Annotated in this window: 19 protein-coding genes; all 19 read left to right on the top strand. The window is 62.4% G+C overall.

Annotation, left to right across the window (positions count from 1 at the left end; genetic code table 11):
• A partial coding sequence (infB, locus tag LKX83_RS01945) for a translation initiation factor IF-2 (protein WP_227880334.1) occupies window positions 1-2,111 on the top strand: 2,111 nt, incomplete at its 5' end.
• Window positions 2,112-2,148: 37 nt separating this feature from the next.
• Entirely contained in the window at window positions 2,149-2,505 is a 357-nt protein-coding gene (gene rbfA, locus LKX83_RS01940; protein WP_227880333.1) for a 30S ribosome-binding factor RbfA, read from the top strand.
• The gene (locus LKX83_RS01935) at window positions 2,502-3,548 is read left to right on the top strand and encodes a DHH family phosphoesterase (RefSeq protein WP_227880332.1); all 1,047 of its coding nucleotides are present in this window, start codon (window positions 2,502-2,504) and stop codon (window positions 3,546-3,548) included. Before rbfA ends, LKX83_RS01935 begins: the two co-directional genes overlap by 4 nt.
• Entirely contained in the window at window positions 3,545-4,504 is a 960-nt protein-coding gene (gene truB / locus LKX83_RS01930) for a tRNA pseudouridine(55) synthase TruB (protein ID WP_227880331.1), read from the top strand. Before LKX83_RS01935 ends, truB begins: the two co-directional genes overlap by 4 nt.
• Window positions 4,505-4,531: 27 nt before the next feature.
• Window positions 4,532-5,518, top strand: coding sequence for a bifunctional riboflavin kinase/FAD synthetase (locus LKX83_RS01925; protein ID WP_227880330.1), 987 nt, complete (start codon window positions 4,532-4,534; stop codon window positions 5,516-5,518).
• A 185-nt stretch (window positions 5,519-5,703) separates the two neighbouring features.
• Window positions 5,704-5,973 (top strand): 30S ribosomal protein S15, encoded by a 270-nt coding sequence (gene rpsO / locus LKX83_RS01920; protein ID WP_227880329.1) that lies wholly within the window; start codon window positions 5,704-5,706, stop codon window positions 5,971-5,973.
• Window positions 5,974-6,170: 197 nt separating this feature from the next.
• A complete protein-coding gene (pnp, locus tag LKX83_RS01915) occupies window positions 6,171-8,273 on the top strand; it encodes a polyribonucleotide nucleotidyltransferase (RefSeq protein WP_227880328.1) in 2,103 nt (700 codons plus the stop codon).
• Window positions 8,274-8,503: 230 nt separating this feature from the next.
• Entirely contained in the window at window positions 8,504-9,523 is a 1,020-nt protein-coding gene (locus tag LKX83_RS01910; RefSeq protein WP_227880327.1) for a polysaccharide deacetylase family protein, read from the top strand.
• A 92-nt stretch (window positions 9,524-9,615) separates the two neighbouring features.
• Complete coding sequence (locus LKX83_RS01905; protein ID WP_227880325.1) at window positions 9,616-10,896, top strand: M16 family metallopeptidase; 1,281 nt, start codon at window positions 9,616-9,618, stop codon at window positions 10,894-10,896.
• Entirely contained in the window at window positions 10,859-11,302 is a 444-nt protein-coding gene (gene dut / locus LKX83_RS01900) for a dUTP diphosphatase (protein ID WP_227880322.1), read from the top strand. Before LKX83_RS01905 ends, dut begins: the two co-directional genes overlap by 38 nt.
• 321 nt (window positions 11,303-11,623) lie before the next feature.
• Window positions 11,624-12,520 carry a dipicolinate synthase subunit DpsA gene (dpsA, locus tag LKX83_RS01895; protein WP_227880321.1) on the top strand — a complete coding sequence of 299 codons (897 nt, stop codon included), beginning with the start codon at window positions 11,624-11,626 and terminating at the stop codon, window positions 12,518-12,520.
• Window positions 12,517-13,113 carry a dipicolinate synthase subunit B gene (locus tag LKX83_RS01890; RefSeq protein ID WP_227880319.1) on the top strand — a complete coding sequence of 199 codons (597 nt, stop codon included), beginning with the start codon at window positions 12,517-12,519 and terminating at the stop codon, window positions 13,111-13,113. Before dpsA ends, LKX83_RS01890 begins: the two co-directional genes overlap by 4 nt.
• A 33-nt stretch (window positions 13,114-13,146) precedes the next feature.
• The gene (locus LKX83_RS01885; RefSeq protein ID WP_227880318.1) at window positions 13,147-14,187 is read left to right on the top strand and encodes an aspartate-semialdehyde dehydrogenase; all 1,041 of its coding nucleotides are present in this window, start codon (window positions 13,147-13,149) and stop codon (window positions 14,185-14,187) included.
• A 91-nt stretch (window positions 14,188-14,278) separates the two neighbouring features.
• Window positions 14,279-15,496 (top strand): aspartate kinase, encoded by a 1,218-nt coding sequence (gene dapG / locus LKX83_RS01880; RefSeq protein ID WP_227880316.1) that lies wholly within the window; start codon window positions 14,279-14,281, stop codon window positions 15,494-15,496.
• Window positions 15,497-15,571: 75 nt separating this feature from the next.
• Window positions 15,572-16,471, top strand: coding sequence for a 4-hydroxy-tetrahydrodipicolinate synthase (gene dapA, locus LKX83_RS01875; RefSeq protein ID WP_227880314.1), 900 nt, complete (start codon window positions 15,572-15,574; stop codon window positions 16,469-16,471).
• A 212-nt stretch (window positions 16,472-16,683) separates the two neighbouring features.
• Entirely contained in the window at window positions 16,684-18,363 is a 1,680-nt protein-coding gene (locus LKX83_RS01870; protein ID WP_227880312.1) for a ribonuclease J, read from the top strand.
• 223 nt (window positions 18,364-18,586) lie between these two features.
• Window positions 18,587-19,333, top strand: a complete 747-nt coding sequence (locus LKX83_RS01865; RefSeq protein WP_227880311.1) for a ClpP family protease — start codon at window positions 18,587-18,589, stop codon at window positions 19,331-19,333.
• Window positions 19,330-19,605 (top strand): YlzJ-like family protein, encoded by a 276-nt coding sequence (locus LKX83_RS01860; RefSeq protein WP_227880309.1) that lies wholly within the window; start codon window positions 19,330-19,332, stop codon window positions 19,603-19,605. Before LKX83_RS01865 ends, LKX83_RS01860 begins: the two co-directional genes overlap by 4 nt.
• Window positions 19,606-19,673: 68 nt before the next feature.
• Window positions 19,674-22,376, top strand: a complete 2,703-nt coding sequence (locus LKX83_RS01855) for an FtsK/SpoIIIE family DNA translocase (RefSeq protein WP_227880306.1) — start codon at window positions 19,674-19,676, stop codon at window positions 22,374-22,376.
• Window positions 22,377-22,418 lie beyond the last annotated feature (42 nt).

Raw genomic sequence — 22,418 nt, 5'->3', positions numbered from 1 at the left:
GCGGCGGCGGCTACCAAGGCAACCGTCCGCAAGGCCAAGGCGGCGGCGGATACCAGGGCAACCGTCCGCAGGGCGGCGGCTTCGGCGGCGGACGCGGTCCCGCTCCCGCGCCGGCGCCGGTGCAAACGGGTCGCGGCGGCCAAGGCGGCGGCGCGCGCCCGGGCGGTCCGGGTCGCGGCGACAACCGCGGCGGTTCCCGCGAAGGCGGCGATTTCAACCGCAACAACGGCGGCGCGAAGCGCAAGGACGACTTCGGCAGACGGTTCGATGAAAATAACCGGGGCGGCCCGCGCAAAGGCAAAGGCGGCAAAAACGCCAAGGGTCGCAACAACCTGCCTCCGCGCGAGAAGATCGACAACACGCCGAAGAAGATCATCGTCCGCGGCGAAATGACGGTCGGCGACCTCGCCAAGCTGCTGCACAAGGACGCGGCTGAAGTCATTAAGAAGCTGTTCATGATGGGCGTCATGGCGACCATCAACCAGGACCTCGATCTCGATACGATCCTGCTCGTCGCGGGCGAGTTCAACGTCGAGACCGAAGTCAAAATCGTCGTCGAGGACACGAACTTCGAGACGATCGAGGAGAACGACGACGAAACTGCGCTCATCAGCCGTCCGCCGGTCGTGACGATCATGGGTCACGTCGACCACGGGAAAACGACGCTGCTGGACGCGATCCGCGAAACGCAGGTCGCGAGCGGCGAAGCCGGCGGCATCACCCAGCATATCGGCGCCTACCAAGTCGAAGTGCACGGCAAGAAGATCACGTTCCTGGATACCCCGGGCCACGAAGCGTTCACGACGATGCGCGCACGGGGCGCCCAGGTGACCGATATTACGATTCTCGTCGTCGCGGCCGACGACGGCGTCATGCCGCAAACGGTCGAAGCGATCAACCATGCCAAAGCCGCGAACGTGCCGATCATCGTCGCGGTGAACAAGATCGACAAGCCGGGCGCGAACCCGGACAAGGTCAAGCAAGAGCTGACCGAATACGGTCTCGTCCAAGAGTCCTGGGGCGGCGATACGATCTTCGTCGAGCTGTCGGCCAAGCAGCGCATCAACCTGGACGGCCTGCTCGAGATGATCCTGCTCGTATCCGAAGTGAACGACTACAAGGCGAACCCGGACAAACGGGCGCGCGGTACGGTCATCGAAGCCGAGCTCGACAAGGGCAAAGGCCCGATCGCCCGCATCCTCGTCCAAAACGGCACGCTTAAGGTCGGCGATGCCTTCGTTGCGGGCGACTGCTTCGGCCGGATCCGCGCGATGACGAACGACCGCGGACGCCGCGTCAAGGAAGCCGGACCTTCCACGCCGGTCGAGATCACGGGTCTCACCGAAGTGCCGCAAGCCGGCGATCCGTTCATGGTGTTCGAAGACGAGCGCAAGGCGCGCGAAATCGCCGACAAGCGCGCGATCAAGACGCGCCAGGAAACGATGAAGTCGAACCAAAAGGTCACGCTGGACGATCTGTTCAACAAGATCAAGGAAGGCGAGATCAAGGACCTGAACGTCATTCTGAAGGCCGACGTGCAGGGCTCGCTCGAAGCGCTCAAGGGCTCGCTCGAGAAGATCGATATCGAAGGCGTCCGCGTCAAGACGATCCACAGCGGCGTCGGCGCGATCACCGAGTCGGACATTTCGCTCGCGCTCGCTTCGGCGGCGATCGTCATCGGCTTCAACGTCCGTCCGGAGCCTCGCGCGGCTGCGACGGCCGAACAGGAGAAGGTCGACGTCCGCCTGCACCGCATCATCTACAAGGTGATCGAAGAGATCGAGCAGGCGATGAAGGGCATGCTGGATCCGGTGTTCAAGGAAAAGATCATCGGCCACGCGGAAGTGCGCGAGACGTTCAAGGTCAGCAAAGTCGGCACGATCGCCGGCTGCATGGTCACGGACGGCAAAGTCACCCGCAACGCCGAAGTGCGTCTCGTCCGCGGCGGGGTCGTCGTCTACGAAGGCAAGATCGACTCCCTCAAGCGGTTCAAGGATGACGCGAAAGAAGTTACGGAAGGCTACGAGTGCGGCATTACGCTCGAGAAGTACAACGACATTCAGCAAGGCGACGTCATCGAAGCGTTCGTCATGGAGTCGGTCGAGCGCTAATCCGTTCTCGAGGCCAGCATAAACGAGGTGAACGGAAATGGCTAAATTCCGCGTCGGCCGGGTCGGCGAACAGATCAAGAAGGAGATCAGCTCCCTCATTCAGACGGAGCTGAAGGATCCCCGCATCGGATTCATCACGGTCACGGGCGTGGATGTCACGAACGATCTGTCGCTGGCTCGGGTGTACCTGAGCATCCTCGGCAGCGAAGAGCAGCGGGAAGCGACCCTCCATGCCCTGGGCAAGGCGAAGGGCTTCCTCCGCTCGGAGCTGGGCCGCCGGATGCGGCTCAGGCATACGCCGGAGATCGAATTCCGATTCGACAGCTCGATCGAGTACGGCAGCCATATCGAGGCGCTGCTGCAAGAGATCAACCGGGGAGCGCCGAACGCATGAGCGCACCGAAAGGAAACGTCCCTTTGACGAAGGCAGCGGGCGGCGGAGACGCCGCCCTCTCCTCGTGGGCGGAGCAGTTGGCGTCGGCCCTCCGGTTCATCCGCGAGCGCGACGACTTTCTTGTCGTGTCCCACGTTCAGCCGGACGGCGACGCGATCAGCTCGACGATCGCGATCGGCTGGCTGCTGGAACGGCTAGGCAAAACGCATACGATGTACAACGACGGGCCGGTGCCTTCCCGATTGGGCTATCTGTGGGGGAGCGATCGGATTCGCACGCTCGCGTCGGGCAAGCCCGACCGCACTTATCAATCGATCATCGCCGTCGACTGCGCGGACTTTTCCCGCGTAGGCGGAGCTAAAGACCTGTTTGCTCCGGATGCGGAGCTGCTCAACATCGATCATCATCCGACGAACGACGCCTTCGGCGCGGCGAACCTGCTCCGCTTCGACGCGGCGGCCACCGCCGAAATCTTGTACGAGCTGCTCGAAGCCTCTCCGGTCGAACTGGACGCAGACGCGGCGACCGCCCTCTATACCGGGATGCTGACGGATACCGGCGGCTTCCGCTATTCGAACACCAGTCCGCTGGTGCTCGCGATCGCCTCCAAGCTCGTCGCCCTCGGCGTGAACGGGCCGGAGCTGGCGGAGCTGCTGCTGGAGCGGATGACGATGCCGCAGATGCTGCTGGTGCAGCGGGCGCTTGCACGGCTGACGTTCAGCCCCGACCAGCGCATCGGCTGGCTGTGGGTGACGCCGGAGGACATGCAGGAGACAGGCGCGCAAAGCGAAGACCTCGAAGGTCTCGTCAATTATCCGCGGAACATCGAGGGCGTCGAGGTCGGCCTGTTGTTCAAGCAGGTTGGCGACGGCGCCGTCAAGATCAGCATGCGCTCGGCGGGACGCGTGAACGTCGCCGCCGTCGCGCAGCGGTTCGGCGGCGGCGGCCACATTCGCGCCGCCGGCTGTCGCGTGGCCGCTCCGCTCCCGGAAGCGATCTCGCAGGCGGTCGAGGCAATTCGGGAGGCGTTGGATCAAGTATGAGTCACAGCTCGAAAGGGCCGACGCCCGAAGGAGTGCTCGCCGTCTGGAAGCCGGCGGGATGGACGTCCCACGACGTCGTCGCCAAAGTGCGCCGCATCATCGGCGTGAAGCGGATCGGGCATACCGGGACGCTGGATCCAGCCGTCACCGGCGTGCTGCCGATCTGCGTCGGCCGCGCGACCCGAATGGTCGAATATTTGCAAGAGATGCCCAAGACGTACGAAGCGACGCTGAGGCTCGGCGTCGCCACCGATACGGAGGATCTGACGGGCCGGGTCGTCGAAGAGCGGGACGCGAGCCATCTGGATGCTTCGGCCATCTCGGAGGCCGTTCTCTCCTTCGTCGGGGACATCGAGCAGGTACCTCCGATGGTGTCGGCCGTCAAGGTCGACGGCAAGCGGCTGTACGAGCTCGCCAGGGAAGGCGTCACGATCGAACGAAAAGCGCGCCCGGTGACGATCCACGACATCCGGATTCGGGAGATCGAAGCGCCGCTTCCGCAGCCCGAGGTTCGATTCGTCGTTCGCTGCTCCAAAGGCACGTACATTCGCACGCTTTGCGCGGATATCGGGCGCAAGCTGGGCGTGCCGGCGGCGATGGCCGAGCTTCGCCGCGTCGAGAGCGCGGGCCTGGGCGAGTCCGACAGCCTAACGCTCGAAGCGATCGCGGAGCTGCAGCGCGAAGGATCGCTCGCGGACCGGTTCATTCCAGCCGACACGCTGCTTAGCGCAACGCCGCGAACGGTCGCGTCCGGCGCCGCGCCGCTCCACGCGCTGCAAGGCAAGCCTGTCGCGTTTCGCGACCTGGAGCCGCAGCCGGACCGCCCGGGACTGTGGCGGCTGTATCGGGAAGACGGCGTCTTCCTGGGGTTGTTCGAAGCCGAGCGGGAGCGGGGCGTCCTACGCGCCGTCAAAGTATTCCATCCGGATGACGGTCGGGAGAGGGAAGACCGGTAGTCCGAAAAGTGCAGGGGGCTACAGCAGGTGGAACGTTACGAATTATCGCATGCTATCGTATCCGGCCAGACCGCGCTCGCGCAGGGCGCCGCGAAGCCGGAAGGACTATCGCTCGCCATCGGCTTTTTCGACGGGGTCCATCTCGGGCACGCCGAAGTCGTGGGACGCGCAGTCGCGCTCGCCAAAAGCCGGGGGCTGAAGCCGGCCGTGCTGACGTTCGATCCGCACCCGCGCACCATTCTTGGCCAGGACGGCTATCATACCGTACTGACGCCGCTCGAGGACAAGCTTGCGCTGCTCGCTTCGCTCGGGATGGAAGTCGCCTACGTCGTGTCGTTCGACCACGGGTTCGCCGAGGTGTCCGCGGAGCGTTTCGTCAGCGAGCTGCTCCTCCCGCTGGGCGTCCGGACCGCGGTCGTCGGATTCGACTTCAAGTTCGGGCATCGGGGCAGCGGCGACGCGGAGCTGCTGCGCTCGGCGGGCGGCGGCGCGATCGACGTCGAAGTCGTCGAACCGGTATTCCGCAACGGCGCCAAGGTGAGCAGCACGCGCATCCGCGAGATGCTGGCCGAAGGCAAATGCGACGAAGCGGCGCAGCTGCTGGGCCGGCCGTACGCGATTACCGGCGTCGTCGTGCATGGCGATGCGCGGGGGCGGCTGCTCGGGTTCCCGACTGCGAACATGAAGCCGGACGTTCCGTACGTGCTGCCGCGCCACGGCGTCTATGCCGTGACGGTTCACGGTGTCCCCGGAGCGTCCGAGCCGCAAAAAGGCGTCATTAACGTCGGGCTTCGGCCCACGTTCGACGCGCCCGGCGGCCTGCCGAAGCTCGAGACGCATTTGTTCGATTACGAAGGCGATCTGTACGACCGCGAGCTGACCGTCCGATTCCGCGGCTTTCTCCGACCGGAGACGAAGTTCGCTTCGTTCGACGAGCTGAAAGCGCAAATCGGACGGGACGCCGACGAAGCCCGCGCCGCACTCTCGTCGGTGCTGGCCGATGAACGCGGGTAAACGCCACCGGTGAACGGGGGATGGGATTGTAACCGCCCGCCCATCTGTGCTATACTAGATCTCGTTGCGAAGACGGCACGCGCCGATTCGCGGCGACATGAACCTTGGCTTGGCCTCGCGCATTCACCGGCGCCGGCTCGGCCAACGGCGATTCGTCAGACTAACGATTATTGGAGGTGAATAGGATGGCATTGACCCAAGAACGCAAGCAAGAGTTGATCGAGCTGCACAAGACCCACGCAGCGGACACCGGATCCCCGGAAGTCCAAATCGCTATCCTCACGGAGAACATCAACAACTTGACGAACCACTTCCGGGCGCACAAGAAAGACCACCACTCCCGTCGCGGCCTGCTCAAGATGGTCGGCCAACGCCGCAAGCTGTTGGCATACCTGAAGAACAAGGACGTCAAACGGTACAGCGCGCTGATCGAGAAGCTCGGCCTTCGTCGTTAATTCGCACCACCGGAAAGCAACCTGGCCTTGCCGCACGGGAATCGGTCCCGCCGGCGCCGGGTTGCTTTTTTCCGTACTGTCCTCGACCCCCGTAATCGCCGAATCGGACGGAATCCGCTGCCTAAGCAGCCGTCAGGCAGGAAATAATGGGAATAGCGTCGAAAGTACATAAGTCCGACTTAGAGGAGGGATTTGCCATGGAACATCGCGTTGAAATGCAATTGGGCGGCCGTCCGTTCGCGCTCGAGACCGGCAAGCTGGCGAAGCAAGCCAGCGGCGCCGTCGTCGTCCGTTACGGCGACACCGTCGTGCTGTCCACGGTTACCGCATCGCCGGGACCGAAAGATCTCGATTTTTTCCCGTTGACGGTCAACTATGAAGAGAAGCTGTATGCCGTCGGCAAGATCCCGGGCGGATTCATCAAACGGGAAGGACGTCCGAGCGAGAAAGCCATCCTGGCCAGCCGCCTGACGGACCGCCCGATCCGTCCGCTGTTCCCGGAAGGGTTCCGCAACGACGTTCAAATCGTCAACATGGTCATGAGCGTCGACCAGGATTGCTCGCCGGAGATCGCCGCGATGATCGGCACCTCGGCTGCGCTGTCCGTCTCGAACGTGCCGTTTAACGGACCGATCGGCGGTGTGATCGTCGGCCGCATCGACGGTCAGTTCATCGTAAATCCGACGGTTGAGCAGGAAGAGAAGAGCGATATGTACGTGGTCGTCGCCGGTACGCGCGACGCGATCATGATGGTCGAAGCCGAAGCCGACGAGGTGCCGGAAGCCGACGTGCTCGAAGCGATCATGTTCGGCCATGACGAAATCAAGAAGATCGTCGACACGATCGACAAGCTCGTGGCGTCCGCGGGACAGCCGAAGATGGAAGTGAAGCTGCACGCCGTCGACGAAGACGTGGAACGCGACGTGGTCGCCTACGCGCAAGCGCGCTTGGTCGAAGCCGTCCGTATCGAAGAGAAGCATGCGCGCCAGGATGCGATCGACGCGATCAACGCCGAGACCGTCGAACATTTCACGACCCAGTACGCAGATACTCCGGAGAAGCTCGCGGACGTCAAAGAAGTGCTGTACGACATCGTCAAGAACGAAGTTCGCCGCCTGATCACGCACGACAAAGTCCGTCCCGACGGGCGCAAGCCGAGCGAGATCCGCCCGATCTCCGGCGAAGTGTCGCTGCTGCCGCGCACGCACGGCTCCGGCCTGTTCACCCGTGGCCAGACGCAGGCGCTGAGCGTCTGTACGCTCGGTCCGCTGGGCGACGTTCAGATCCTCGACGGCATCGGCCTCGAAGAGTCCAAGCGGTTCATGCACCACTACAATTTCCCGCCGTTCTCCGTCGGCGAAGCGCGCCCGCTGCGCGCGCCGGGACGTCGCGAAATCGGCCACGGAGCGCTCGGCGAACGCGCGCTGCTGAAGGTCATCCCGCCGGAATCCGAGTTCCCGTATACGATCCGTCTCGTTTCCGAAGTGCTCGAATCGAACGGCTCGACGTCCCAGGCGAGCATCTGCGCCAGCACGCTGGCGATGATGGATGCAGGCGTGCCGATCAAGGCGCCGGTCGCGGGCGTGGCGATGGGGCTCATCAAGGACGGCGAACAATTCACCATCCTGACCGACATCCAAGGGATGGAAGACCATCTCGGCGACATGGACTTTAAGGTGGCGGGCACGTCGAAGGGCGTCACGGCGATCCAGATGGACATCAAGATCGACGGCATCGACCGCTCCATCCTGACCCAGTCCCTCGAGCAAGCCAAGGAAGGCCGCATGTTCATCCTCGGCAAAATGCTCGAAGTGATGACCGAGCCGCGCAAGGAACTGAGCAAATACGCGCCGAAAATCATTACGATGCACATCAATCCGGACAAGATCCGCGACGTCATCGGCTCCGGCGGCAAGATCATCAACAAGATCATCGAGGATACCGGCGTCAAGATCGACATCGAGCAGGACGGCACGGTCTATATCGCTTCCGCCGACGCGGCTGCGAACGAGAAAGCCCGCTCCATCATCGAAGGCATCGTGCGCGAAGTCGTCGTGGGCGAGATCTATCTCGGCACCGTCAAACGCATCGAGAAATTCGGAGCCTTCGTCGAAATCCTGCCCGGCAAAGACGGCCTCGTTCACATCTCCCAATTGGCGAACGAGCGCGTAGCCAAAGTGGAGGACGTCTTGAAGATCGGCGACCAACTGCAGGTGAAGGTCACCGAGATCGACGCGATGGGCCGTGTCAATCTGTCCCGCAAGGTGCTGCTGAACGCGGAACAGGTGCCCTCGAACTAAGCCAAACCCCCATAAGCTATTCCACAAAAGAGACCGATTACGTCAGTCTCTTTTTTGTTTTGCGCGAAAATCGGCTAACGGCAACATGCGGCGACCGGACGAGCACGTACATAATCGGGGCGGATTTGGCATAGGATGGAGGCGAGGATTCGATCGGACAAGGACGGTTTTCAGCGCCGATCGGAAATGCACACAGGCCGTCGGCCGGGAGAAAGGAGTGGATGGGAGCGATGAACAAAGCGTTGCCCGCGACGCTCGTCGTCATGCTCGCCCTGCTCGCCAGCGTGCTGGTAGCGGGCAGATACGGTCCGCTCTACAGCTATGTACAGGCGGTCAAGCACGAAGGCTCCGCACAGATCGCTTTCGGAGAGAGCGGCGGTGCGGAAGCGTCCGATCCGCTGTTCGAATGGATCGCACGCGCCGCGGACAAGCAGCGGATCGCGCCGGTGGACGCCGTTGTCGACCGCGTTTGGAAAGCGATCCCCGGCTACAACGGACGGGAGGCGGACGTAGAACGAACGTATGCGCGGGCGAAAGCGATGGGTCTGAGCGCTCAGTCGCCGCCCGACAAGATTCCCTGGGTATACCGCGAGGTGCCGCCGAAGGTCGGACTTTCCGATTTCAAGACATCTCCGGTCTATCGCGGCAATCCGAACAAGCCGATGGTCGGCTTGATGATCAACGTGGCATGGGGGAACGAACACTTGCCCGCGATGCTCGATACGCTGGACCGGGAGCGGGCGAAGGCGACCTTTTTCCTGGACGGCAGCTGGTTGTCGAAAAACGAAGAGACGGCCCGGGAGATTCTGCGGCGCGGACACGAGTTGTCCAACCACGCTTACACGCACAAAAACATGAGCACGCTAAGCGATGACCGGCAACGGGAGGAGATCGCGCGGACGGAAGCGCTGCTGAAGGACAAGCTCGGGGTGCGCAACCGGCTGTTCGCGCCGCCATCCGGGGATTTCGACGGACGGACGGTGCGGATCGCCTCCGAATTCGGACTCACGACGGTGCTTTGGACGCTCGATACGATCGATTGGAAGCTGCCGCCGCCGGACGGTGTCGTGGCCAAGGTCTCGGCGCGCATCCAAGCGGGAAACTTGATCCTGATGCATCCGACGACAACCTCCAAGGCCGCGCTCCAGGGCATGATCCGCGCCATCCGGGCGAAGGGGCTGGAGCCGGGCACCGTTTCCGAGACGCTGTCCCCGAACAGGCGGGACCCAGGCCCGTCGGGAGCGCGATAGACGGCCGGGCGGAGGCGGCGAGCGGACCGATCGGTTGAGTCGGGTGTCGATTTTTGGTATAGTGATATCATTCATCGCTAGGGGGAGAACGGTTGAATAAGTATACGCTGAAGAACGGATTGCGCGTAATGATCGAGACGATACCGACGTGCCGATCGGTTTCGTTCGGCATCTGGGTCAAGACCGGTTCCCGCCACGAGACGCCGGCCGACAACGGGATCTCGCACTTCATCGAGCACATGCTCTTCAAAGGAACGAGCCGCCACTCGGCGAAGGAGATCGCCGACCGCTTCGACGGCATCGGCGGCAACGTCAACGCGTTCACTTCCAAGGAATATACGTGCTATTACGCCAAGGTGCTCGACCAGCACCTGCCGATCGCGGTCGACATTCTGTCGGACATGTTTTTCGAGTCGCAGCTGGCGGACGATGAGCTGTCCAAGGAGAAAAACGTCATCCTCGAAGAGATCTCGATGTACGAGGATACGCCGGACGACACGGTGCACGATCTGGCCTCCAAGGCCGCATACGGCGATCATCCGCTCGCCTACTCGATCCTGGGGACCGCCGAACGCCTGAACGCGATGGGCCCGCAGGATTTGCGCCGCTACATGGCGCAGCAGTACACGGTGGACAACGTCGTCGTGAGCCTGGCGGGCAACGTAGGCGAAGAGGCGCTCGAGCTGCTCGAGCGGCATTTCGGCCGATTCGACGTGCACGCCAATGCCGGCACGCTCGACGTGCCGGCCTTCCGCTCGGACGCTTTGTTTCATCAAAAAAAGACCGAGCAGAACCACCTATGCCTCACGTTCCCGGGCTGCTCGATCGGGGATCCGAAGATGTACGCCATGACGCTGCTGAACAACGCGATCGGAGGCGGCATGAGCTCCCGGCTGTTCCAGGAGATCCGCGAGAAGCGCGGGCTCGCCTATTCGGTCTACTCGTATCACACGTCCTACGCGGACAGCGGGCTGTTTACGGTTTATGCCGGGACGGCGCCTAAGCAGACGCAGGACGTCTACGATTTGACGATGGAGCTGCTGAACGACATTTCGGCCCAAGGTCTCAGCGAAGCCGAGGTCACCCGCGGCAAAGAGCAGCTCAAAGGGAATCTGATCCTCAGCCTCGAGAGCACGAGCAGCCGGATGAACCGGCTGGGCAAGAACGAGCTGATGCTGGGGCGCCATCTGACGCTCGACCAGATGATCGAACGGATCGAAGCGGTCACGATGGACGATGTGAACGACATGATGAGCCGCATGATGAGCGCGCCCGGCGCGCTGGCCGTCGTCGGTTCGCACGAGAAAGTGTTGTCCGGATTAGGGAGGGAATTCGTTGTTTCCAGTTCAACTGAAGCGGCTGCCGGGGAATGAGGACGTCCCGCTGCCGCAGCAAATGTCCGAATGGGCGGCCGGCTTCGATCTGCACGCGGCGGTCGAGTCGCCCCTGACGCTCGCGCCGGGCGCGCGCGCGCTCGTCCCGACCGGGTTCGCCATGGCGATGCCCCGGGAACTCGAAGCGCAGATCCGGCCACGGAGCGGTCTGGCCTTCAAGCACGGCATCACGTGCCTGAATTCGCCGGGCACGATCGACGCGGATTACCGCGGCGAAGTGAAAGTGCTGCTCATCAATTTGGGACAGGAGCCGTTCACGATCGAGCGCGGAGAACGCATCGCGCAAATGGTTTTTCAGCAAGTCCCGCAGATCCGGATCGAAGAGACCGACGAACTGCCCGATACCACTCGCGGCTCAGGCGGGTTCGGCCATACCGGCAAATAACAGCAGCGCCTCCCGGCCTATCGCCGCGGAGGCGTTTTTTGATGCTTTGGCCCCTCGGAAAGCTTCGCTTGTTTCCCTCGAGCTCCCCGGTCGCCCGCGTTATTTAACCTCGCTATATATGCTCGCTATATATAATAGAAGAAACGCGTCGGCCAACAACTTGGCGCCACCCCCGCACCCGCCGTTAGGCGGCTGCATACGATAGGATATGCAAGGAGTAAGCTTTGCCGATCTTGTCGTGAGCGTCGTCGGAGGACCGGGCCAACGGGGCGCGGTTCGACGGTCATGCCCGCAGGCAAGGCGAAAGGAGGAAAGGCGTTCATGCTCACGGGTGTGCAGATCGTGCTTGCGGGCGGCGACGCGAGGCAGCTGGAGGTCATCCGCCGACTGACCGAGCTCGACGCGGCCGTGACGCTGATGGGATTCGATCGGCTCGATACGCCGTTTTCGGGTGTGGTGAAGGGCGAATGGACGCCCGAAGCGCTAAGTTCCGCGCATGCGCTGCTGCTGCCCGCGGTCGGCACGGAGGACGACGGCGCCATCTCCGCGATCTTTACCGACCAGGAATTGAAGTTCACGGAGGCGCACGCCGCCGCGCTGCCCAAGACCTGCAAGATCTACACAGGGATGGCCAAACCGTATTTGCGCCAGCTGTGCGATAGGCTCGGCATCGGTCTCGTCGAGCTGTTCGAACGGGACGACGTGGCGATCTACAATTCGATCCCAACGGCCGAAGGCGCGCTCATGATGGCGATCCAGAACACCGATATTACGATTCACGGTTCGGTCTGCATGGTGCTCGGCATGGGGCGGACCGGGCTGACGATGGCTCGCGTGCTCCAGGGACTGGGCGCCAAAGTGCTCGCCGGCGTGCGCCGGGAGGAGTCGTTTGCGCGGTCCTACGAAATGGGATTCGAGCCATTTTATATAGCCGATATCGCGCGTTTAGCAGGGAATATCGACTTGATTTTTAATACAATTCCGAATATGATAGTCACAGCACAAGTGATCGCCCAACTCCCGCTGCGCGCGGTTATTATCGACCTGGCTTCGAAGCCGGGAGGCACGGATTTCCGCTTCGCCGAGAAGCGAGGCATCAAGGCGCTGCTCGCGCCCGGATTGCCGGGAATCGTCGCCCCCAAGACGGCAGGTCGAATCATCGCGAATAGTGTCTCCCAGATGATTCTGGAGGACCACAAACGGGGGAATACGCCATGAATTGGCAGGGAATCACGGTCGGCTACGCGCTTTCCGGCTCGCATTGCACGCTGCCGGAAGTCATGCCGCAGATCAAGCGCTTCGTCGAAGCCGGCGCGAACGTTGTGCCGGTCGTCAGCCAGTCGATCATGACGACGGATACCCGCTTCGGCGCGTCGGCCCACTGGCAGTCGCAGCTTCTCGAAATGACGGGCAACGAGATCATCAGCACGATCGTCGACGCGGAGCCGCTCGGTCCCTCGAAGAAGTTCGACGTCATGATCATTGCGCCCTGCACGGGAAACACGACCAGCAAGCTGGCCAACGCGATGACGGACGGTCCCGTGCTGATGGCTGCCAAGGCGCAGATGCGCAACGGGCGCCCGCTCGTGCTCGCGATTTCGACGAATGACGGCCTCGGCCTGAACGCGGCCAACATCGCCAAGCTGCTTGTCGCGAAGAACATTTACTTCGTGCCGTTCGGCCAAGACAATCCGACCGCCAAGCCGAATTCGCTGGTGGCCCGCATGGACCTGGCGCTCGAAGCTTGCGAAGCCGCGCTGCAAGGCAAACAACTGCAACCGATGCTCATTGAGCGTTTTCAATACGCTTGAGATCCATTTGCCGCAATGAGGGGAGAAACCACCATGTCGACTCAACCGTTGTTTAACGTCGCCGTCGTAGGAGCTACCGGCGCCGTTGGGGAACAGATTTTGAAACAACTCGCAGAACGAAACTTCCCGATCGCGAAGCTGAAGCTGCTGTCCTCGGCACGTTCCGCCGGGACGAAGATCGCATTCGAAGGCGAAACCTATACCGTAGAAGAAGCGAAGCCCGAGAGCTTCGAAGGCGTACAGATTGCGCTGTTCAGCGCCGGCGGCGACGTCAGCAAAGCGCTCATCCCGCATGCGGTTCGGCACGGCGCCGTCTGCATCGACAATACGAACGCCTACCGGATGGATCCGGAGACGCCGCTTGTCGTTCCGGAAGTCAACCTCGATCAAATCGGCGAACACAAGGGGATTATCGCGAATCCGAACTGCTCTACCATTCAGATGGTGGCAGCGTTGAAGCCGCTGTATGACCGTTACGGCATCTCCCGCATCATCGTCTCGACCTACCAGGCCGTCTCCGGCGCGGGCGCCCGCGCGATCGACGAGATGCTGCGCCAATCCGCCGAAGTGCTGGCGGGCAACGATCCGAAGCCGGACCTACTGCCGGTCGGCTCGCTGCCGGTGAAGCATCAGATCGCTTTTAACGCGATTCCGCAGATCGACAAGTTCCAAGACAACGGCTTCACGCTTGAAGAGATGAAGATGATCCGCGAGACCAAGAAAATTTTGAACGACGAATCGGTCGAAGTGACGGCTACTTGCGTTCGCATCCCGGTTGTCTACGGCCACTCGGAGTCGGTCTATGTCGAACTGAAACAGGACTTCGACGTCGCGGACGTCAAGTCGCTGCTCGCGGATTCTCCGGGCATCGTTCTCGTGGACGATCCGGAACAGCAGCAATATCCGCTCGCGACGGATGCCGCCGGCAAGAACGATGTGTTCGTCGGCCGCGTGAGACGCGATCTGGCGAATCCGCGCGCGTTGAATCTGTGGATCGTTTCCGACAACCTGCTCAAAGGCGCCGCCTGGAATGCGGTACAGATCGCCGAGCACGTCGCCCAGCGCCAAGCCTAATCTCGCTTCAGCTATCGCATCAACGGACGCACTCCTTTCGTTCCGCAGCGGACACCACGGCCAAACTTAACGACGGGAGAAGGAACACGCGATGATCACGGTGCAAAAATTCGGAGGGACGTCGCTGTCGGACGCACACGGTCGGCAGCACGTCCTCCGTCATATTCGGCGGGAACGCGACGCCGGCCGGCAGCTCGTTGTCGTCGTCTCCGCCATGGGACGTCGCGGCGAAGCTTATGCGACGGATACGCTGCTCGACTGGATTCAGGACAACGGCGATTCGCTCCCGGCCAGGGAGAGAGATCTGCTGCTGAGCTGCGGGGAACTCATTTCCGCGGCTACTTTATGCAGTCTCCTGAACGAGTCCGACCTGCCGAGCGTTGCGCTGACCGGCGGCCAAGCTGGCATCCTGACCGACGGCAAGTACGGCTCCGCCCGCATCGTACGGGTCGACCCCGAACGCATCTTGAGCCATCTGAACGAGGGTCGAATCGTCGTCGTCGCGGGGTTCCAAGGGATGACGGAGTCGGGCGAGGTAACGACGCTCGGGCGGGGCGGTAGCGATACGTCCGCCACCGCACTCGGGGCCGCGCTGCATGCCGATGTCGTCGATATCTATACCGACGTCGACGGCATCCTCACCGCCGATCCGCGGCTCGTCCGGGAAGCGCGCCAGCTCGCGGTCGTGAGCTACGAGGAGATTTGCAACATGGCGCATAACGGCGCCAAAGTCATCCATCCCCGGGCCGTAGAGGTCGCAATGAAAGCGGGCGTCCCCGTTCGGGTCCGTTCGACGTTTTCCGATGGGGAAGGGACGCTCGTGACGCATGCCGACATCGCTCGCGGCGAGATCGGCTGGACGGATCGCACCGTTACCGGACTCGCGCACGTCCGCGGCGTGACCCAAATCTCGGTCGAGACGCGGGACGGCCCGTCCGACTTGCAGTTGAGCGTATTCCGCGCGATGGCTTCGAACGGCATCAGCGTCGACTTTATCAACGTGATGCCTGCCGGCGTGCTGTACACGGTGACGGAAGCGGATACCCCGCTCGCCATCAGGCTGCTGCGCGAGATGGGCTTCCACCCCCGGATCACCGGCGGATGCGCCAAAGTGTCGGTCATCGGCGGGGGCATGAACGGCGAACCCGGCGTCATGGCCCGCATCGTCGAGGCGCTCACCGGCCGCGGCATTCCGATTCTGCAATCCGCGGACTCCAACACGACCATCTGGGTGCTGGTATCCGAGGAAGATATGGCTCCGGCCCTCACCGCGCTGCACGCAGCGTTCGGTCTCCATCTCATCCCTTGACCGGCGCGCCGGCCATGTCCCATCGTCATCGCGTTCGATTCGGTTTATCGTTCGCAAATTAGAGGAGGAAGGATTATGAGCTTCGGACGGTTGATTACGGCAATGGTGACCCCGTTCAACGCAGATTTGCAAATCGACTGGGACGTCACGGGAACGCTCATCGACAAATTGATCGAGGAGCAAAAATCGGACAGCCTTGTCGTCTGCGGGACAACTGGCGAGTCGCCGACCTTGAACGACGAAGAGAAGGAAGCGCTGTTCCGCTTCGCCGTCGAGCGGGCGGCCGGCCGCTGCAAGATCATCGCCGGCACCGGCAGCAACGACACGGCCCACTCGATCCATCTGACGGCCGCCGCCGAGCGCGCCGGCGCCGACGGCGTCCTGCTCGTCGTCCCTTACTACAACAAACCGAACCAGGAAGGTCTTTATCGCCACTTCAAGGCGATCGCCGAGTCCACGACGCTCCCGGTCATGCTGTACAACGTGCCCGGACGCACGGTCGTCAGCCTGACGTCGGAGACGACGCTTCGGCTCGCGCAGCTTCCGAACGTCGTCGCGACGAAGGAGTGCGCTTCGGTCGAGCAAGTGACCGAGATCGTCGCAGGCGCGCCCGAAGGCTTCTATGTCTACAGCGGCGAAGATGCCATGACGCTGCCCGCTCTCTCCGTCGGCGCCTTCGGCATCGTCAGCGTGGCGAGCCATGTCGTCGGAGCCCGGATGAAGGATATGATCCACGCTCATCTGAACGGGCGGCCGGCCGAAGCCGCTTCCTTGAACGGCAAGCTGTATCCGGTATTCAAGGGCCTCTTCAACTGCCCGCATCCGGTGCCGAATCCGGTCGCCGTAAAGACGGCGCTCGCGGTGCAGGGCTTCCCGGTCGGAGGCGTTCGCCTACCGCTCGCAGAAGCGACCGAAGCGGAAGCCGAATTCGTCCGCAAGCTGCTGGATGGACCGTCATTTCGCCGGCACTCCTAAGACATGAAGGTTCCGTCAACCGATGCCCGAGAGGCATCGGTTTTGTCGTTTGTGGGGACGCTATGCGTAACAGAATGTCGCAATCCGACCGACTTGTATGGATGGATTGGCATCATGTATAATGAGGATGAGTGATTGGGTGCGGCCAAAATTTGCAACTTGACAATTCCATATCGAAAGGGATCGTCGAACCATTGTAGGAGGTACTAGACTTGTCTAAGAAGAACAACCAAGACAAATTACTCATCTATGCGCTGGGTGGCGTCGGAGAGATCGGGAAAAACATGTACGTCATCCAGTACGGGAACGATATCGTCGTCGTGGACGCCGGTCTTAAGTTCCCGGAAGAAGAAATGCTCGGCATCGACGTGGTGATCCCGGACGTCACGCATTTGACGGAGAATCGTGACAAAGTCCGCGGCATCCTCGTGACCCACGGCCATGAAGACCACATCGGCGGTCTGCCTTACGTCTTAAAGCAGCTCAACGTCCCGATCTACGGCACGAAGCTGACGCTCGGCCTGATCGAGAACAAGCTGAAGGAAGCGGGACTGCTCGGCGATACGAAGCGTATATTGATCAATGCCGACTCGGAAGTGCAAATGGGCTCGATCAAGGCGAGCTTCTTCCGTACGAACCACAGCATTCCGGATTCGGTCGGGGTGTGCCTCGAGACGCCGGAAGGCATCGTCGTTCATACGGGGGACTTCAAGTTCGACCATACGCCAGTGAACGACCAGTACGCGGACCTGCAGCGGATGGCCGAAATCGGCAGCCGCGGCGTGCTTGCGCTGCTCTCGGACAGCACGAACGCGGAACGCCCGGGCTTCACGCCGTCGGAGAGCAACATCGGCCGCGAGTTCGAGGAGATCTTCCGCCGTGCCAAGCAGCGCGTCGTCGTCGCGACGTTCGCCTCGAACGTGCACCGGATCCAGCAGGTCATCAATGCCGCCGTCGAGACGCGCCGCAAGATGACCGTCATCGGCCGGAGCATGGTGAATATCGTCACGATCGCTTCCGAGCTCGGCTACCTGAACATTCCGGAGGGCATGCTGATCGAGCCGGAGGAAGTGAACAAACTGCCGGCCGACCGCGTCGTCATCCTGTCGACGGGCAGCCAGGGCGAGCCGATGTCCGCACTGACGCGGATGGCTCGTTCGACGCACCGCAAGGTCGATATTTTGCCGGGCGATACGGTCGTCATCTCTGCGACGCCAATCCCGGGCAACGAGAAGTATGTGGGTCGTACCGTCGACGAATTGATGCGCCTCGGCGCACACGTCATCTACGGGCCGGGCTCCGTATCCGGCGTTCACGTTTCCGGTCACGGCAGCCAGGAAGAGCTGAAACTCATGCTCAACCTGATCCGCCCGCAGTACTTCATTCCGATCCACGGCGAATACCGCATGCTGCGCCACCACGCGCTGCTCGGCGAGTCCGTCGGCATCGACAAAGAAAACATCTTCCTCTGCGACATCGGCGATGTCGTAGAATTCCAGAACGGCACGGCGCGCAAGGCGGGCAAAATCCCGTCCGGCAACGTGCTCATCGACGGGCTGGGCGTCGGCGACGTCGGCAACATCGTGCTGCGCGACCGCAAGCTTCTGTCTCAGGACGGCATTCTTGTCGTCGTCGTTACCCTGTCCAAGCAGGACGGCACGATCCTGTCCGGCCCCGACATCATTTCCCGCGGCTTCGTTTACGTTCGCGAATCGGAGGGGCTGCTGGAAGAGGCGAACCGGATCGTCACCGGCACGCTGCAGAAGCTCATGAACGAGAACGTCAACGAATGGGCATCGCTCAAGACGAACGTCAAGGACGCGCTGGGCCGATTCCTTTACGAACAAACAAGAAGAAGACCGATGATCCTTCCGATCATCATGGAAGTGTAAGGCACGGCCCGCGTCATCCGACACCACACTCAAATCAAGACCGCCCGACTTGCGTTTCGCGAGTCCGGGCGGTTTTTGGCGTTCTCCGGCAGCGGACGACCCGCGCCGCAAACCGTGGAAACGGCTGACCGGACAGGCGAGCGCCGGCGCTGCGCCGCATATTTGGCAGGCGGGGGCCCATACTATGTCAAGCTCATGACGATCGAAGCGGAGGAGGCCCCCCATGAACGACAATGACAAGCTCGAAGCGGAGCAGCCCGCGACTCCCGCGGACGAGGCGCGCAAGCAGTCGCCCGCCGAGAACCTGGTGCAGCTCGGACAGATCACGATCCCGCCCGCCGAATCCAACATTTTTTGCATGACGATCATCGGCCAAGTCGAAGGTCACGTCATGCTTCCGCCGCAGAACAAGACGACCAAATACGAGCACGTCATTCCGCAATTGGTCGCGGCGGAGCAGAACGCGAAGGTCGAAGGGCTTCTCATCATCCTGAATACGGTCGGCGGCGACGTGGAGGCCGGACTCGCCATCGCGGAAATGATCTCTTCGCTGTCGAAGCCGAAGGTCACGGTCGTGCTCGGCGGCGGCCACTCGATCGGAGTGCCGATCGCGGTGTCGGCCGATTATACGTTTATCGCGGAAACCGCGACGATGACGATCCATCCGATCCGGATGAACGGGCTTGTAATCGGGGTGCCGCAGACGTTCGAATATTTGGAAAAAATGCAGGAACGGGTTGTCCGGTTCGTCACCCGCCACTCGCGGATAGAAGATCAGGTATTTAAGGACCTGATGTTCAAGACCGGGGAGCTGACGCGCGATATCGGCACGACGGTCATCGGCCAGGACGCCGTCCGGTACGGGCTCATCGACGCGATCGGCGGCATCGGCGAAGCGCTGCGCGAGTTGAACAGCCGCATTGCGGCACGCAAGGCGGCTTCGGTTGTGGAGGGGGCGCCCCTCTCATGACGCTGTACACCGTTGTGCCCCTCGAGATCGTTCTGGAAGGCTGGAGCGAAAATCCGGCGCCGATGCTGGAGCTCGTCCTCGGCGAGGCGCGTTTGCTGCTCGCGCCGGTCGCGCCAGGCGTCGGCCGGATCGTGCGGCTCGTGGCAGCGCCGCTCGATCATTACTTGCGCCCGGAGTACGCGCCGGGTCAGCTGATCTGCTACGGCGACGGCAGTTCAGCTCCTTCGACGGCGTTCGAGTTGCGGCCGGACATTCGAGTTTCGGATTGGTAAAGCCCTGCGCGACGATCATGTAAAGCCCGGACAACTATGGTATAATGTTGATCCGGGAGGTGGCAAAATTGGCCAAACGACGCAAGCGCCGCAAGGCCTCGCTAGGAGCAAGCCTCAAATACGAAATCTACGGCATTCTGCTCATCACCCTCTCCGTCATCGCGATGTACGGGGAAGCGGCGGGCGGCCGTTCGCTTTCTAAATTGTTCGGATATATGCTTGGGAAGTTTTATTTTCTGCTGCCGGTGGCGGGGATATGGCTCGGCCTCCATGTCATGATCCGGCGCGCCTGGCCGCGCGGGTGGACGAGCCGCCGCAGCGGCTTCGTCCTCGTCTGCTGCGGCTTGACGCTGCTCAGCGCGATGTCGTTCATCGACGCCCGGCTCGATCCGGTCGGGGCGCTGGGTCCTTCGGAAATATTCAAACAGACGACCCATCAGCTGTACGAGCAACTGTGGAGCGGACCGATCGAACCGGAAATCCGGATGTGGTCCAAGGACATCGGCGGCGGACTGCTCGGAGCGCTGCAATACTCGGTGTTCTTTTGGCTGTTCGGCTATTACGGCGCCAAGTTCGTGCTTCTGATCGAATTCGTCATCGCCCTGATGCTGGTGACGAATCGTTCTTACGTCGATATGCTGCGCAGCATCCGGACGTTCGTCCGCCGGATCGCACCGCTGCTCGCGCAGCGGCTGACGAGCGGACGCAAGTTGATCGCGGCAAAGGCCGTTCCGGTCAAAAGCGCGAAAAAACCGGTGCCGGCGATGGCGATGGCGTCCATTCCCGAGGACGATCCGCAGGACGAGCAGCCGGCCCCGGCCGAATCGAGGCGCAAGCCTTACTTTTTCCAGCTGTTCCACGGCAAGCCGGAAGGTCATCAGCCGTTCCCGGAGCCGGAGGAGGACGAGCCGATCCTGTACGGTGCCGGCCCGGCGGTCCAAATCGGCAGCCGCAAAGGGAAATCCGCCGCCAAGACGGAGAAAGCGGCCGCGAAGGCGGCGGAGGCCGGACCGGCGGAACCGGGGCTGAGCGGCTTCACACAGGGGGCGCTGCAGGACGAGGGGCCTCGCTTCCACGACTTCGAATCCGAGGTGTCCACCTTTGCGGCGGACACGCCGTGGGAGCCGGAGGAAGCGTTTGGGGATGGAGGGCCGGGCGCGGCCGATAAGCCCGAAGCCTACGCGTTGCCGGACAACGATGCCGATCTCGTGCAGCAACAGCTGTTCGACGACGGAAGAGACGGGAAGGCGGACGGTTCTGCGGTTCCGGCGGACGAAGCCGCGAAGGAAGACGGCGCCGGCGCGCTGGTGTCCGGCCCGGCAGCCGCCGTACATAAGCCGCGGCGCGTCTACAAGATGCCGCCGCTCCATTTGCTCAGCAAGCCGCAGAACGCGGGCAAAGGCGGCTCCGGCGCGGACGGCCGCGAAGTCGCCCGCAAGTTGGAGGCGACGCTCGAAAGCTTCGGCGTCCGGGCGAAGGTGCTGGACGTGGCGCGGGGCCCCGCGGTCACGCGGTATGAGCTGCAGCCGGACGTCGGGGTCAAGGTCAGCCGCATCGTCAGTCTGACGGACGATATCGCGCTGGCGTTGGCCGCCAAGGACATCCGGATGGAGGCGCCGATCCCGGGCAAATCCGCGATCGGCATCGAGGTGCCGAACGCGGAGGTCAGCGTTGTCACGCTTCGCGAAGTGCTGGAGACGACGACGTTCCAGGAGGCGCCGAGCAAGCTGACGATCGCGTTCGGACGCGATATCTCCGGGCAGCCGATCGTCGGCAATCTGGCACGCATGCCGCACATGCTCGTCGCGGGCGCCACCGGTTCCGGCAAGTCCGTGTGCATCAACGGCATCATCACGAGCCTGCTCTACAAGGCGAAGCCGGACGAAGTGAAGTTTCTCATGATCGACCCGAAGATGGTCGAGCTGAACGTTTACAACGGCATTCCGCATTTGCTGGCGCCGGTCGTGACCGACCCGCGCCGCGCCTCCCTCGCGCTGAAGAAGATCGTCGTCGAGATGGAGAAGCGGTACGAGAAGTTCTCCAAGTCCGGCACGCGGAATATCGAAGGCTACAACGCCTTGATGCTGAGCGGAGACAATCCGGACGGGGTGCTGCCATATATCGTCGTTATCGTCGACGAGCTCGCGGACTTGATGATGGTCGCGGCGGGCGACGTCGAAGACGCGATCTGCCGTCTTGCCCAGATGGCGCGCGCGGCCGGCATTCACCTGATCATCGCGACGCAGCGGCCTTCGGTCGACGTCATCACCGGCGTCATCAAGGCGAATATCCCGAGTCGGATCGCCTTCGGGGTGTCTTCGCAGGTGGATTCGCGGACGATTCTCGACATGGTCGGCGCCGAAAAGCTGCTCGGGCGGGGGGACATGCTCTTTCTTCCGATGGGCGCGTCCAAGCCGATCCGCGTCCAGGGGGCGTTCCTATCGGACAACGAGGTCGAGAGCGTCGTCGCTTACGCAAGCGGACAGGCCGAAGCCGAGTACAACGAGGAACTCGTCCCCGAAGTTGACGAGTCGGATAGCGACGAAGGGGAAGAGCTGCTCGACGAGCTGTTCGACCAAGCCGTCGGCATCGTCCTCGAAGCGAAGCAGGCGTCCGTTTCGCTGCTGCAGCGCCGCATGCGCATCGGATATACGCGCGCGGCCCGGCTGATCGACTCGATGGAGGCGCGCAGCATCGTCGGTCCTTACGAGGGGAGCAAACCCCGCGAGGTGCTGGTCACGCTCGAACAATACCAGCAGCGCTCGTCTTGACGGCCAGCGCGAACCCGTTTTAAGTCAAAGGCCGCCGGAGAT

Source organism: Cohnella baijiui (assembly GCF_020731285.1).
Lineage (GTDB): Bacteria > Bacillota > Bacilli > Paenibacillales > Paenibacillaceae > Cohnella.
The sequence above is the reverse complement of the archived record's forward strand: the minus strand, read 5'-3'. Positions and strand labels throughout refer to the sequence as shown.